Source organism: Mesorhizobium sp. U510 (genome assembly GCF_059180695.1).
The window spans coordinates 793,383-805,578 of sequence record NZ_CP180532.1 but is presented as its reverse complement, the minus strand read 5'-3'; the positions used below and the strand labels follow the sequence as shown (position 1 = coordinate 805,578).

At 64.8% G+C, this 12,196-nt stretch carries 14 protein-coding genes; 7 read left to right on the top strand and 7 right to left on the bottom strand.

The genetic code is table 11. The annotated features are described in order from the left end of the window. Positions 1–179 precede the first annotated feature (179 nt). Positions 180–602: a metallopeptidase family protein gene (locus tag ACLGL5_RS05935; protein ID WP_019862133.1), complete on the top strand. Its 423-nt coding sequence runs from the start codon at positions 180–182 to the stop codon at positions 600–602. Between the two features lie 162 nt (positions 603–764). Here ACLGL5_RS05935 and ACLGL5_RS05930 read toward each other — a convergent pair whose 3' ends face one another. Together ACLGL5_RS05930 and ACLGL5_RS05925 are read right to left on the bottom strand one after the other, a co-directional pair. Then, positions 765–971, bottom strand: coding sequence for a DUF1737 domain-containing protein (locus ACLGL5_RS05930; RefSeq protein WP_027047555.1), 207 nt, complete (start codon positions 969–971; stop codon positions 765–767). Positions 972–1,020: 49 nt separating this feature from the next. Then, positions 1,021–1,914: an HpcH/HpaI aldolase/citrate lyase family protein gene (locus tag ACLGL5_RS05925; RefSeq protein ID WP_064981544.1), complete on the bottom strand. Its 894-nt coding sequence runs from the start codon at positions 1,912–1,914 to the stop codon at positions 1,021–1,023. A 681-nt stretch (positions 1,915–2,595) separates the two neighbouring features. Here ACLGL5_RS05925 and ACLGL5_RS05920 point away from each other — a divergent pair. The 4 genes from ACLGL5_RS05920 to ACLGL5_RS05905 all read left to right on the top strand — a co-directional run bounded on the left by ACLGL5_RS05920 (position 2,596) and on the right by ACLGL5_RS05905 (position 7,667). Then, positions 2,596–4,137 (top strand): DUF4153 domain-containing protein, encoded by a 1,542-nt coding sequence (locus tag ACLGL5_RS05920; protein ID WP_069090543.1) that lies wholly within the window; start codon positions 2,596–2,598, stop codon positions 4,135–4,137. 3 nt (positions 4,138–4,140) lie between these two features. Beyond that, entirely contained in the window at positions 4,141–4,833 is a 693-nt protein-coding gene (locus ACLGL5_RS05915) for a response regulator transcription factor (RefSeq protein ID WP_019862126.1), read from the top strand. Beyond that, a complete protein-coding gene (locus tag ACLGL5_RS05910) occupies positions 4,824–6,425 on the top strand; it encodes an ATP-binding protein (protein WP_069090542.1) in 1,602 nt (533 codons plus the stop codon). The genes ACLGL5_RS05915 and ACLGL5_RS05910 overlap by 10 nt, the downstream gene beginning before the upstream one ends. A 75-nt stretch (positions 6,426–6,500) precedes the next feature. After that, complete coding sequence (locus ACLGL5_RS05905) at positions 6,501–7,667, top strand: NAD(P)/FAD-dependent oxidoreductase (protein ID WP_069090541.1); 1,167 nt, start codon at positions 6,501–6,503, stop codon at positions 7,665–7,667. 7 nt (positions 7,668–7,674) lie between these two features. On the opposite strand, the gene ACLGL5_RS05900 is transcribed toward ACLGL5_RS05905, so the two are convergent. The 5 genes from ACLGL5_RS05900 to ACLGL5_RS05880 form a co-directional block, all read right to left on the bottom strand. After that, positions 7,675–8,406, bottom strand: a complete 732-nt coding sequence (locus ACLGL5_RS05900; RefSeq protein ID WP_069090540.1) for a DUF72 domain-containing protein — start codon at positions 8,404–8,406, stop codon at positions 7,675–7,677. A 73-nt stretch (positions 8,407–8,479) separates the two neighbouring features. Beyond that, positions 8,480–8,974: an SRPBCC family protein gene (locus tag ACLGL5_RS05895; protein ID WP_069090539.1), complete on the bottom strand. Its 495-nt coding sequence runs from the start codon at positions 8,972–8,974 to the stop codon at positions 8,480–8,482. 44 nt (positions 8,975–9,018) lie between these two features. After that, positions 9,019–9,465, bottom strand: a complete 447-nt coding sequence (locus ACLGL5_RS05890; protein WP_019862121.1) for an SRPBCC family protein — start codon at positions 9,463–9,465, stop codon at positions 9,019–9,021. Beyond that, positions 9,465–9,776, bottom strand: a complete 312-nt coding sequence (locus ACLGL5_RS05885; RefSeq protein ID WP_064987727.1) for an ArsR/SmtB family transcription factor — start codon at positions 9,774–9,776, stop codon at positions 9,465–9,467. Before ACLGL5_RS05885 ends, ACLGL5_RS05890 begins: the two co-directional genes overlap by 1 nt. 92 nt (positions 9,777–9,868) lie before the next feature. Then, complete coding sequence (locus ACLGL5_RS05880) at positions 9,869–10,294, bottom strand: GNAT family N-acetyltransferase (RefSeq protein WP_027047554.1); 426 nt, start codon at positions 10,292–10,294, stop codon at positions 9,869–9,871. Positions 10,295–10,449: 155 nt separating this feature from the next. Here ACLGL5_RS05880 and leuD point away from each other — a divergent pair, with 155 nt between their 5' ends. Together leuD and ACLGL5_RS05870 are read left to right on the top strand one after the other, a co-directional pair. Next, entirely contained in the window at positions 10,450–11,055 is a 606-nt protein-coding gene (leuD, locus tag ACLGL5_RS05875) for a 3-isopropylmalate dehydratase small subunit (protein WP_019862120.1), read from the top strand. A 71-nt stretch (positions 11,056–11,126) separates the two neighbouring features. After that, on the top strand, positions 11,127–12,056 hold the full coding sequence (locus tag ACLGL5_RS05870) for an Ivy family c-type lysozyme inhibitor (RefSeq protein ID WP_019862119.1): 930 nt from the start codon (positions 11,127–11,129) through the stop codon (positions 12,054–12,056). Positions 12,057–12,196: the final 140 nt, after the last annotated feature.

The following is a 12,196-nucleotide window of genomic DNA, read 5'->3' as shown; positions in this document are numbered from 1 at the left end:
CGGTCAGTGTCCACTCACAATTGTTCCTGTTATGTTCTCTAGGATTCCAGAGCCGACCCGAAGAGTCAAGCAGAGTCACAAGGAATTTATTCCTGCAGACCCTGCACGACAGGGCGTAGCGGCCGCTTCATTTGCCTCGCCCGGTGCGAAAGCCTATATGCCGGATCAAAGGACAAAGCATGGCCCGCATCTATAAGACCCGCACCTGGCATGGCGAACTCGCGCCCTCGATGGAGGAGATAGAGTTCCTGGCGCTGGAGGCGTACGCCCATCTGCCGGAGGATTTTCGCAAGCTGACCGGCGAGATCGTCATCCAGATCGCCGAGTTCCCGACCGACGAGATCATGGACGACCTGTCGCTGGAGACGCCGTTCGACCTGCTCGGCCTGTTCGAGGGCCGCGGCATCGCCGAGCGCTGGAACCCGCAGACCGGCGAAGGCCCGAACCGCATCACGCTCTACCGCCGCGCCATGCTCGACTATTGGGCCGAGAACGAGGAGACGCTGGGCGACATCGTCACCCATGTGCTGATCCACGAGATCGGCCACCATTTCGGCCTGTCGGACGATGATATGGAGAAGATCGAAGAGGCAGCCGAGTAGGCTGTGTCGATATTCAGGTGATGCCGGCCTGCAAATTGCGGTCCCTTGCGCTTCCGGTGCTCACGTACCAAAAGTACGCTCCGCTCCGGTTCTCGGGCACCACCATTTTCGCCTCGGCCTGACCTGAATCTCGACACAGCCTGCGTCGGCGCTTTGCAAAATCTACCAGTCGCTGAGCTTGGTGTCCGGCCCATATTCCTGGCCGTCGACGTCCTTCACCACGGCCTGGCCGCAGCGCATGGTCTTGGCCTTCTTGTCGTAGGCGTAGGTCGGCGAGCCGAACAGGTGCCAGCCCTTGTTCAGCGCCGCCGTCACCTTGTGGCAGAAGCTGGCGTCGTCCGGGCCGGTGAGAAAGCGGTAGAGTTTCATGTCTCAAGTCCTGTCGTAAGTGCCCATAGCCCGCGAGCATGGGGCTATATCATGCGCCGATGGCGGCCGCCTTCGCCAGCAGTTTTTCGGCCTGTGCCAGATGCAGCCGCTCGACCATCTTGCCGTTCAGCGCGATCACGCCTTTGCCAGTATTCTCGGCACGTGAAAAGGCATCCTTCACCGCGCGTGCCTCGGCGACCGCCTGCGGCGAGGGCGCGAAGGCGCGGTTCGCGGCGTCGATCTGGGCCGGATGGATCAGCGTCTTGCCGTCGAAGCCCATGGCCGCCGCCTCCGCACACTCACGGGCAAAGGCGTCGAGGTCGCGAAAATCATTGGCAACGCCGTCGAGCATGTCGAGACCGCCGGCGCGCGCGGCCAGCACCATCTGCATCAGCCATGGCACGAGGTAGCGCCGGTCCGCCGTCACCAGCACACCGGTTTCCTTGGCGAGATCATTCGTTCCGGCCACGAAACAATTGAGCCGTGAGGCCGGATCGCGGCCCAGTTCGGCAATGGCGCCGATGTTGAGCAGCGCCTTGGGCGTCTCGATCATCGCCCAGAGTTTCACGCTGTCGGGGGCAAAATTGTCGTCGAGCACGTCGCCGACTTCGAGGATGTCGCGCGGCGTGGCGACCTTGGACAAAAGGATGCCGTCAGGCTCGACTTTCGCCACGGCCAAGAGGTCGTCGGCGCCCCATTCGCTGGCCAGCGCATTGACGCGCACCACCATCTCGCAGCGGCGGCCGAGATTGTTGGCGACCGGGCGGTTGGCGAAGATCGCGGGCAGTTTTTCGCGGGCGGCGATCTTGTCGGCCGGGGCGACGGCGTCCTCGAGGTCGATGATGATTGCGTCGCAGGACAGAAGCGCGATCTTGGCAAGCGCCTTGTCGTTGGAGGCCGGGACATAGAGGACGGAGCGGCGCGGGCGGTAGGGTTCGGTCATATCCGATCTATGCCGTCTGTGGGTGGTCGAGGCAAGCGTTGGTGCTGTGCGCAGGGTCGCTGCGAAGCTGCGGGGTCGGCGCCAGCACCCCACCCGGACCTTCGGTCCGACCTCCCCACAAGGGGGAGGTAGAAGCTCGGCGCCCTTCCTCAGCAGTTGCGGAAGAGAGCCTTCCTCTCCCCCGTCGATCGGGGGAGAGGTGTCGAGCGAAGCTCGACGGAGTGGAGGGTCGACCCTTGCGTGCAAGGCGGGGCGATGCTTGCGCCTGGTGCCTTCCTATGTGCGTTCGCGGGGGTTGCCAGCTGGTTCCCCCACTCCGTCTCGGCTTCGCCGAGCCACCTCTCCCCCCTCCGGAGGGAGAGGAAAGGAGCCTGCCTGGAGCAGCGCCAACGTCCGTAGGATGGTGGGGCAGCGCACCAGCCGTGATGCGCGGCCCTGCATGAAAACTGCACAGGCCTGCGGAAAAGCTCCTCGGATCCGCCCTGCCGTTTCCCTGCCGGCCTGCGAAACAGGCGGCATGCACAAGCGAGCAAAACCCCATTGGTCCGTGCCACAGCGCCTGCGCAGCGAAGGCTGGTGGCTGGTCGATCCGCCACGCGCGAATCCCATGGCGATTCTCATCCCTTTCGCCCGCAAGTGTCCGCCGACCTTCCGGCTGGACACCATCGGGAGGATCAGGTCGTGACAGCGTTTTTCTCTGCCGCGCCAAGTTATTGCAGCCGCTTCGGTGTTGCCGTGCTGCTGGTCGTGCTGGCGGATTTCCTGTTCTACGGCCAACCCGCCGGCATCACGGCTTTCCTGTTCGCCATCCTGATTGCCGCTGCGGTCGTGGCCGTGCATCCCACGGCCTTCAGCGACATCAGGGTCTGGCTCAAGCCCGCCGCCTTGCTTGTCGCGCTGCTGCCGCTCGCCGAAAATGTCAGCCCCCTGTCCGTCTCGATGGCGCTTGCGGCGCTGGTCGTCTTCGCGCTTTCGCTGAGCGGTCGCCTGCGGCACGGCATGGCCCGTATTGTCGGCCAGATTGCGTTGTTCGGGCTCGCGGCGCCGTTCCGCTTCGTCCGTGATTTCATCCGTTGGCGCAAGACGGCGCGCCGGCTTGGCGGGCGCCGCGTCAGGCTTGCGGCGGTCGCCGTCTGGGTGATGCCGCTGACGCTGGGCGCCGTCTTCCTGGCGCTGTTCGGCGCCGCCAATCCGGTCATCGACTACTGGCTGTCGCTGATCGACCTGATGAAGCTGCTCGATCTCATCCAGCTGGCGCGGATCGCCTTCTGGCTGTTCGTGCTTGCCGGCGTCTGGGCCTTTCTGCGGCCACGCCTGCCGCGTTTTTCGCGGCGCATCTCCCGGCCACCACTTGCCGTTGCTCAACCGGCGACCAATCCGCAACGACACGTCATCGAGGAGACCGTCTTCGGCAAACCCGCCATCCTGCGCGCGCTGATTGTCTTCAACGCGCTGTTTGCGCTGCAGACCGGGCTCGACGCCACCTATCTGTGGGGCGGTGTCGCCCTTCCCGACGGCTTGAGCTATGCCGCCTATGCGCATCGCGGCGCCTATCCCCTGATCGTTACCGCACTGCTTGCCGCCGGGTTCGTGCTGGCGGCGCTCAGGCCGGGCAGCGAGACCTCAGGAGATCCCGTCATCCGCCGGCTGGTCTATGCCTGGGTGGCGCAGAACATCATGCTGGTCATCTCGTCGATCCTGCGGCTCGACCTCTATGTCGGCATCTATGCGCTGACCTATTGGCGCATCGCGGCTTTCGTCTGGATGGGGCTGGTGGCGGCAGGGCTTGCGCTGATCATCGCCCGCATCGCGCTTGGAAAATCCAATGAATGGCTCTCCTCCGCCAATCTTCTGACGTTATCCCTGACGCTTTATGCCTGCTGTTTCATCAATTTCGCCGCGACGATCGCCAATTACAATGTCGACCATTCCCTCGAAATGACCGGCCAGGGTATTCCCCTCGACGCTTGGTACCTGCGCTCGCTCGGCCCGGGCGCGTTTCCGGCGCTCGACCGCTTCTTCGATCATCAGGGCAAGACCCCCGACGCCGGCGCCACACGCGAACTTGCGAGACTGCGTGGCATCGACGAGGGTTGGTACCGAACCGTCCAGGAAAACTGGCGGGCCTGGAGCTTTCGCGACTGGCGCCTGCTTGCCTATCTCGACAGCAAGGGGTCGCTCGTGCTTCCTCAGCCTTCGCAACCTTCCTTGCCGGGCCGCTGACCGATGCCGCATCACATCCTCGTCGCCGACGATGACCCGCACATCCGCGAGGTGATCTGCTTCGCGCTGGAAAAGGCCGGCATGAAGACGCTTGGCGTGGCCGATGGCGCCGCCGCCTTGCAGGAGATCGGACGCCGGGCGCCGGATCTCGTCGTGCTCGACATCGGCATGCCGGAGATGGACGGGCTGGAGGTCTGCCGGCGGCTGCGCCACACATCGGACGTGCCGGTGCTGTTCCTGTCCGCGCGCGACGAGGAGATCGACCGCATCCTCGGGCTCGAAATGGGCGGCGACGACTATGTGACGAAACCGTTCAGCCCGCGCGAGCTGGTCGCCCGCGTCAACGTCATCCTGCGCCGCGCCCGCCCGGCGGCGGCCGAGGCGGCCGACGACCGGCAGTTTTCGCATGGCAAGCTCACTCTGGCGCCGGCCAGCCACGCCGCAAGCTTCGACGGCAAGCCGCTTGCCCTGACGGGGATCGAATTCTCGATCCTGAAAGGGTTTTTGGCGCGGCCGGCGCATGTGCTCGACCGTGACGCGGTGATGGCGAACGCCTATGCCGGCAAGATCCATGTCGCCGACCGCACCGTCGACAGCCATATCCGCAACATCCGCGCCAAGCTGGCGGCGGTGGGCTGCCTGGACGCCATCGAGACCGTGCATGGCGTCGGCTTCCGGCTCGGCCGATGCGGCTGACGACGTCCAGCAAATGGATCGGCCGCAAATGGCGACCAAGGCTTGCCACGGTCGTCGTCGCCATCCTGATCATGGTGATGGCGCTGCCGCTGGTCGGCCTGTTCTTCTTTCGCCTCTACGAAAACCAGCTGATCCGCCAGACCGAGGCGGAACTGATCGCCCAAGGGGCGGCCATCGCCGCCATCTATGCGCAGGAAGTGCGCGACGCCGGCATTCCCCCGGACAAACTCGGCGCGCCGATGCCGCAGGCCAATGGCGGTGCCAGCCGAGCAGCCAATCCCGACGGCCCGTACCGGCCGATCGAGCCGCAGCTCGATCTCGCCTCAGACGCCGTGCGGCCGACCCGGCCCGCCGCCATGCCCGCCACCACCGATCCGGCCTTCGCCGCGATCGGCACGCGCCTGTCCGGCATTCTCGACGCCACGCAGAAAACCACGCTGGCCGGTTTCCGGCTGCTTGATCCCACAGGTGTCGTCATTGCCGGACGTGGCGAGGTCGGGCAGTCGCTTGGCGAGGTCGACGAGGTGCGCACGGCACTTGGCGGCCACTATGCCAGCGCGCTCAGGCTGCGCATCCCCGACCAGCCGACGCCACCGCTCTATTCGGTCAGCCGCGGTACCAAGGTGCGGGTCTTCGTCGCCCTGCCGGTGGCCGTTGATGGCCGGGTCGCCGGCGTGGTCTATGTCTCGCGGACACCCAACAACATCATCAAGCATCTCTATGGCGAACGCGGCAAGGTGACCCTGGCGGCGATCGCCATCCTCGGCGGCACGCTGCTCATCGGCCTGGTGTTCCTGCGCACGGTCAGCCGGCCGATCTATGCGCTGATCGACCGCACGCAGCGCATCGCCGCCGGTGAGCGTGACGCAATTCGGCCGCTCGACCATCATGGCACCTACGAAATGGCCGAGCTGTCCGCCGCCTTCCTCGACATGGCCGAAAAGCTGCAGGCGCGCTCGGATAGCATCCAGACCTTCGCCACCCATGTCTCGCACGAGCTCAAATCGCCGCTGACGGCGATCCAGGGCGCGGCCGAATTGCTGCGCGATTCCGGCAGCACGATGGATGATGAGGAGCGGCGGCGCTTCTCTAACAACATCGTCACCGATGCCGGGCGGCTCAATCTGCTAGTGCGGCGGCTGCTCGATCTGGCCAAGGCCGAAAATCTTGCACCGAGCGGCGAAAGCACCTCGATCGGTGCCGCGCTGGCCCTGCTGCCCGCCGACACCAGGCTGGCGGTCCGCATCGAGGCGGGCGGCGATCTCGCCTTGCGCATCTCGGCCGAGAACGCGGCAATCGTGCTGGCCAATCTCATCGACAATTCCGCTAGGCACGCCGCGACGCTCGTTTCGATCACGGCGGCAAGCGCCGGCGGCAAGGCGACGGTGCTGGTCGGCGACGACGGCGCCGGCATTTCGCCGAGCAACCGGGCGCGCATCTTCGAGCCGTTCTTCACCACGCGGCGCTCCACCGGCGGCACCGGCATGGGCCTCGGCATCGTGCTGGCCCTCCTGAAAGCGCATGATGGTATGATCCGGCTGGTTGACTCCGAGCGCGGCACGCGCTTCGAGATCACATTGCCGGTAGTATGAGAGGGAGCATGATCTCTTCCGAAAACCGGCGGCCACTTTTCGGGATCATGCTCTAGGCTTGGAGAGACATTAAGCGTGCGCTACGACATCGTCATCATCGGCGGGGCCATCGTCGGGTCCTCCATTGCCTACTATCTGCGCGAGGAAGGCTTTTCCGGCTCTATCGCGCTCATCGAGCGCGATCCGCTATTCGCCCATGCGGCAACGACGCTGTCCATGGCCTCGATCCGCCAGCAATTCTCCATTCCCGAAAACATCCGGCTGTCGCAATTCACGCTGAAGCTGTTCCGGCGGCTGAAGGAGACGTTCGGCGCCGATGCCGACATTGGTTTCCGCGAAGGCGGCTATCTCATCCTGGCCGGCGAGAACGGCCTGCCGGTGCTCAGGGCAAACCATGATGCGCAGGTCGCCGAGGGCGCCGACATCGTGCTCGAGGACGCCGAACAGCTGACGCGGCGCTTCGCCTGGCTGTCGGCTGACGGCATTTCCGCCGGCGCCTATGGCCGGACCGGCGAAGGCTGGTTCGACGCGCATGCGATGCTGACGCTGTTCCGCAAGGCGCTGCGCGACAAGAAGATCGACTTCATCGCCGCTTCGGCCACCGGCATTACGCGCAACGGCAACCGCGTCACCGGCGTCTCCCTCGAAAATGGCCAGACCTTGGAGGCCGGCATCGTCGTCAACGCCGCCGGACCGAATGCCGGCAAGGTCGCGGCTCTCGCCGGGCTGGCGCTGCCGGTCGAGCCGCGCAAGCGCAACGTCTTCGTGTTCGAGGCGCGCGAGAAATATGCCGACATGCCGCTGCTGGTCGATCCCTCCGGCATTTATGTGCGGCCGGAAGGCTCGGTCTACCTCACAGGCGGCGCCGAGCCGGAAGAAGGCGACGGCCCGGCCGATCCCGCCGATTTCGAGGTCGACTGGCCGCTGTTCGAAGAGGTGATCTGGCCGGTGCTGGCGACCCGCATTCCCGCCTTCGAGGCGATCAAGGCGACCCGCGCCTGGGCCGGGCACTATGACTACAACACGCTCGACCAGAACGCGGTGATCGGGCCGCATCCAGAGGTCGGCAATTTCCTCTTCGCCAACGGTTTTTCCGGCCACGGCCTGCAGCAGGCGCCGGCGGTCGGCAAGGCGCTGGCTGAGTTGATCGTGCATGGCGGGTATCGGACGATCGATTGCTCGGCGTTTGGTTATGAGCGGGTGGCCGAGGGGCGGGCGTTCCGGGAATTGAATGTGATTTGAGAAGCGCCTAGTCAACCGTCGCATCGATAGCGAGAGCATTGCCGAGCGCGTGGCCGGCGGCCGTGTTGTCGAAGATGCCCCAGACCTCCGCGCACGAGGCGGCCGCTGCCTGCAGCTGCCGGCCGATCCGGTCGAGGCTTTCGGCGTCATAGTCCGAGTAGTAGACACGCGGCACGCCGTGCCAGCGGAAATAGGCAAGGCCGGCCCAACCGCCCGGCATCGCAGCAGCCGGTACAGGAGCGGGATCGGCGGCAACGCGCGCGATCCGCCGGTCGGCAAGGAGCGCTTCCGCCTGCGCTTCGAACCAGCTCGGGTGGCGTGGTTCGCATGCCAGCCTTGCCTTTGTCCGCCTGCCCAGCATGTCAAAGAAACCGCAGGCGATGTCCGGCTCGAACGGCAAGCTCGGCGGCAGCTGCACCAAAAGCACGCTCAGTTTTTCGCCGAGACCTTCGACCTGCTGGAGGAACATTTCGGCAAGCGCATCGCCATCCGCGAGACGATGCTCATGGGTCATTGTCTTGGGCGTCTTGACGGCAAAGCGGAAGTGCTCCGGTACGGAGCGTGCCCAGCGCTCGTAGGTCTCGCGACGGTGTGGCTTGTGGAAGGACGTGTCGATTTCGACGATCGGAAATCGGCGGGCGTAGCGTTCGAGATGCGAACCGGGTTGCGGCAAGTCCTCCTTATATCGGGTTGGAATTCCCCAGCCGGCCGTGCCGATGAAACATCCCTGCTTTTCCATGCATGGGATGTGGACCAGATGAAGTGTGGGTCAAGACGAGATGAACGACGAGCCGTTGCCACCGTCCCGCTGCTCAGGCCGCCGCTAGTCTTCCATCCCCGACATAGGCCTGCAGCCAGGCCAGCACCCGGCCCCAGCCCTCGGCATGCTCGGCCGCCGCATCATCGCTCAGGCCGGCAAAACCGCCATGGCAGATGGTGAGGCGCGTGCCCTTGGCAGTCGGTTCAAGCAGCCAGGCGACCGTGGTTTGCCGCCGGCCAAGCGTCGGATGGTCCCAGGCATAGGCCCGCGTCTGCACGATCCGGCGCGGCGCTTCGATCTCGAGGAATTCGCCGCCGGCCGGCAGCTCCCTGCCGTCGGCAGTGCGGACGACGACCGTCCAGCGACCGCCGACGCGAAGGTCGGCCGACCAGTCGGCCATCCGGTAGGTGTCGGCGGTCCCCCACCATTGCTCGATTTCTCTCGTGACCAGCGCGCGAAAGATGCGTTCCACAGGCGCCTCGATCTCGGCTGACGCCATGATCGTCTCGCCATTGGTCATGCTCTGTACCCCGAGGACGTGCATCATTTCTGCCTCCACATCCAGTTTGTTTCGGTATCGAAACGAGCCTTTCACCCTTTCGTTGGCGGGCGCTCGAAACCCTTGCCGGTCTCGAGCAGGCTCTTGAGGCTCGCCAGCACCAGCGGCCAGCCCTTGCTGACATTCGGGATCAGCCGGTGCGGGCCGTCGGCCTCGTGGGTGACGGCCAGCTTCATCAGCTCGCCGTCCTGTTCGATTGTGAAGGTGCAGCGCGTGTAGCCGTCTTCCTTGACCTCCGGCATCCATTCATTGCGCCATTTGATGACCAGGCGTCGCGGCGGGTCGATCTCGAGGATCTCGCCCGAGTCGGCGACGCGGCCGTCGGGGAAGATCAGTTTCCAGCTGGAGCCGACCTTCCACTCGCTCTCCTGATAGGAGCAGAGGAAGAACTGCCGGTTGAACTCCGGGTCGGTCAGCGCCTCCCAGAGTTTTTCGGCCGTGGTGCGGATGTAGGTCACGTAAACGAAGCTGTTGCTCATCAGTCTTCCCTTTCGAGGCGTTTCTTCAAATCACTCAATGCATCCAGCCGATGGCGCTCGAACTTGCCGATCCAGCGCTCGGCGATCTCGTTGATCGGGACCGGATTGAGGTAATGCTGCTTCTCGCGTCCCTTGCGGAGCGTGGTGACGAGGTTGGCTTCCTCCAGGATCGCCAAATGCTTGGTCACCGCCTGGCGCGTCATGTCCATCTCCGCGCACAGCGCGTTCAGCGTCTGCCCGTTCCGGGCATGGAGGTTGTCCAGCAATTGCCGGCGTGTCGGGTCGGCCAAGGCGCGAAAGACTGCATCCATGCTCATGGCTTTAATATGCAACCATTTAGTTGCATGTCAAGCGACAAGATCGCACGCCGCCGGCGGCTGGGCGCGGCCACGGGAGAAAAAAGTCAGCCTTTGCGGGAGAACCAGAAAGCGTCGGCCATGCGCTTCATGCCGATGCGTTCGTAGAAGCCGACGGCGTCGGGCATGGAGATCAGGCTGATGGCGACCGACGGCCCAAGCTGCCGTCGCGCCTCGTCCATCAGGCCCTTGCCGATGCCGAGCCCCTGCGCCGATCGGGAGACGGCGAGCTCGGAGATGTAGCAGACCCAGGAGAAGTCGGTGACTGCACGGGCCACGCCGATCAGCGGTTTGCCTTCGATATCGAGACGCGCGGTCAGCACGAGATTGGCGCCGGACAGCATCGCCCGCAGCCTGGCGGGATCATCGACAGGCCGCGTCTCGCCGAGGCCGGATTCCACCAGCACGCGGCGGAATTCGGCGATGTCGAGCGCGGACTCGCTTGCGTAGAGGACATGGGAGTTTTCAGCCATGCCGGTCAGACTGCATCATCGCCTCGCGAATTCGAAGTCGCTTTGTAGTACGCCCCTTGTGCCAGCGCGCACGAACAGTTGCCTTTTATTTGCCCTCGGCTTTGTGTAAACGGGGCGTCAGCAAATCCCCCGCAACGAAAACACGGGCCAAAGCCATGGAAAAATTCACCAAGCTCACCGGCGTCGCCGCTCCTATGCCGATCGTCAATGTCGACACCGACATGATCATCCCGAAGGATTATCTCAAGACGATCAAGCGCACCGGCCTCGGCACCGGCCTGTTCGCCGAAATGCGCTACAATGACGATGGTTCGGAAAATCCGGATTTCGTGCTCAACAAACCGGCCTACCGCAAGGCGCAGATCCTGGTCGCCGGCGACAATTTCGGCTGCGGCTCGAGCCGCGAGCACGCGCCGTGGGCGCTGCTCGACTTCGGCATTCGCTGCGTCATCTCGACCTCGTTCGCCGACATTTTCTACAACAACTGCTTCAAGAACGGCGTGCTGCCGATCACCGTCAGCCCCGAAGATCTGGAGAAGCTGATGGACGACGCCTCGCGCGGCTCCAACGCCACTTTGTCGATCGATCTCGAAGCCAAGGAAATCCGCGGCCCCGATGGCGGCGTCGTCAAGTTCGACCTCGACGACTTCAAGCGGCACTGCATGCTCAACGGCCTCGACGATATCGGCCTGACCATGGAGAAGGCCGGCGCCATCGCCTCGTTCGAGAAGAAGAACGCCGAACAGCGTCCCTGGGCCTGAGCGGCACCGTCCGACGATAGGTCCGGCCGCGTTCCGGCCGGGTTTGGTGGCGACTGAAGGGAGGGACAGTCATGGCACGTTCGCTTCTTGCCGGCGTTTGCGGCTTGGCCTTGTTGCTGGTGCCCAGCGCGAGCGCCTTTGCGCAGACACAGACGCCCGCGGCAGCCCAGAAGCCAGCCGACCAGCCGGCGACCGACCAGGGATCGTCGAGCGACGCGGCGCCCGCCGACGACGACAAGCAGGCGCCGATAGCGTTCGAGGGCGGCCAGCTGACCATCACGCAGCCGGAGCAGGACGGCGAGAAGGTGCTCGCCTATGACGGCAAGCAGCTGGCCAGCAACTACGATGTCTTCTTCGACAAGATCGTGAAGATCGGCGACGTCAACGTGGCGCTGGTCGATGTCGGCGACGGCGGCAATCAATGCGGCCCGGCCAAGGTCATCGTCTGGAAGCCGAAGGACGGCGAGATCAAGACCACGACGGTCGAGCAGGACGAATGCGGCGCGCCGCCGGCGGCGATCTCCGACAGCGCCATCTATTTCGTGCCCTATCTGCTGCCGGGCGACGAGAAGCCGGCCCTGCAATGGTCGCCGACCGAAGGCCTGACGACTTCCGGCAACCTCGCTTACACGCCCGAACCCGGCACCGACTGGAAGGATATCGATCCGTCGAAATACGACAACATCATCGATGCCTTCCACAACGAGGCTGTCTACAAGGCGGCCAAGGCGCTGCTCGGCGACACCATGCCCGACATGGCGACCAGCCTGCTGGTCGGCGGCGGCACGGAAAAGACGGCCTCCGGCGCCTTTTACGCCACCGGCTGCGTGCCGCATGATTGCGGCGGCAATGACGGCTTCATGGCGGTCGATCCGGCCAAGCACACGGTCTATTTCTCGCGGCGTGGTGACGATGGCGCGCCAGCGGCCTGGCCGCCGCTCAAGGACTGGCCGGACGATATCAAGAAGGCGCTCGACGACGCGCAGGCGTCGGGGAACTAGGGCACTAGCGTTGCGCGACGGCCAACAGAGCTTCGTCATCCTCGGGTCTGCGCCGCGTCGCTTCGCTCCTTGCTACGCCCCAGGATGACGACGGGAGGGATACCCCGACTAATCTCCGAGGCAGCACTTCGCCGCGTCGT

What these genes read in the sequence shown, in the direction of transcription:
- ACLGL5_RS05935 (WP_019862133.1), top strand. Translation starts at nt 180, where the DNA reads ATGGCCCGCATCTATAAGACCCGCACCTGGCATGGCGAACTCGCGCCC.
- ACLGL5_RS05930 (WP_027047555.1), bottom strand. Translation starts at nt 971, where the DNA reads ATGAAACTCTACCGCTTTCTCACCGGCCCGGACGACGCCAGCTTCTGC.
- ACLGL5_RS05925 (WP_064981544.1), bottom strand. Translation starts at nt 1,914, where the DNA reads ATGACCGAACCCTACCGCCCGCGCCGCTCCGTCCTCTATGTCCCGGCC.
- ACLGL5_RS05915 (WP_019862126.1), top strand. Translation starts at nt 4,141, where the DNA reads ATGCCGCATCACATCCTCGTCGCCGACGATGACCCGCACATCCGCGAG.
- ACLGL5_RS05910 (WP_069090542.1), top strand. Translation starts at nt 4,824, where the DNA reads ATGCGGCTGACGACGTCCAGCAAATGGATCGGCCGCAAATGGCGACCA.
- ACLGL5_RS05900 (WP_069090540.1), bottom strand. Translation starts at nt 8,406, where the DNA reads ATGGAAAAGCAGGGATGTTTCATCGGCACGGCCGGCTGGGGAATTCCA.
- ACLGL5_RS05895 (WP_069090539.1), bottom strand. Translation starts at nt 8,974, where the DNA reads ATGATGCACGTCCTCGGGGTACAGAGCATGACCAATGGCGAGACGATC.
- ACLGL5_RS05890 (WP_019862121.1), bottom strand. Translation starts at nt 9,465, where the DNA reads ATGAGCAACAGCTTCGTTTACGTGACCTACATCCGCACCACGGCCGAA.
- ACLGL5_RS05885 (WP_064987727.1), bottom strand. Translation starts at nt 9,776, where the DNA reads ATGGATGCAGTCTTTCGCGCCTTGGCCGACCCGACACGCCGGCAATTG.
- ACLGL5_RS05880 (WP_027047554.1), bottom strand. Translation starts at nt 10,294, where the DNA reads ATGGCTGAAAACTCCCATGTCCTCTACGCAAGCGAGTCCGCGCTCGAC.
- leuD (WP_019862120.1), top strand. Translation starts at nt 10,450, where the DNA reads ATGGAAAAATTCACCAAGCTCACCGGCGTCGCCGCTCCTATGCCGATC.
- ACLGL5_RS05870 (WP_019862119.1), top strand. Translation starts at nt 11,127, where the DNA reads ATGGCACGTTCGCTTCTTGCCGGCGTTTGCGGCTTGGCCTTGTTGCTG.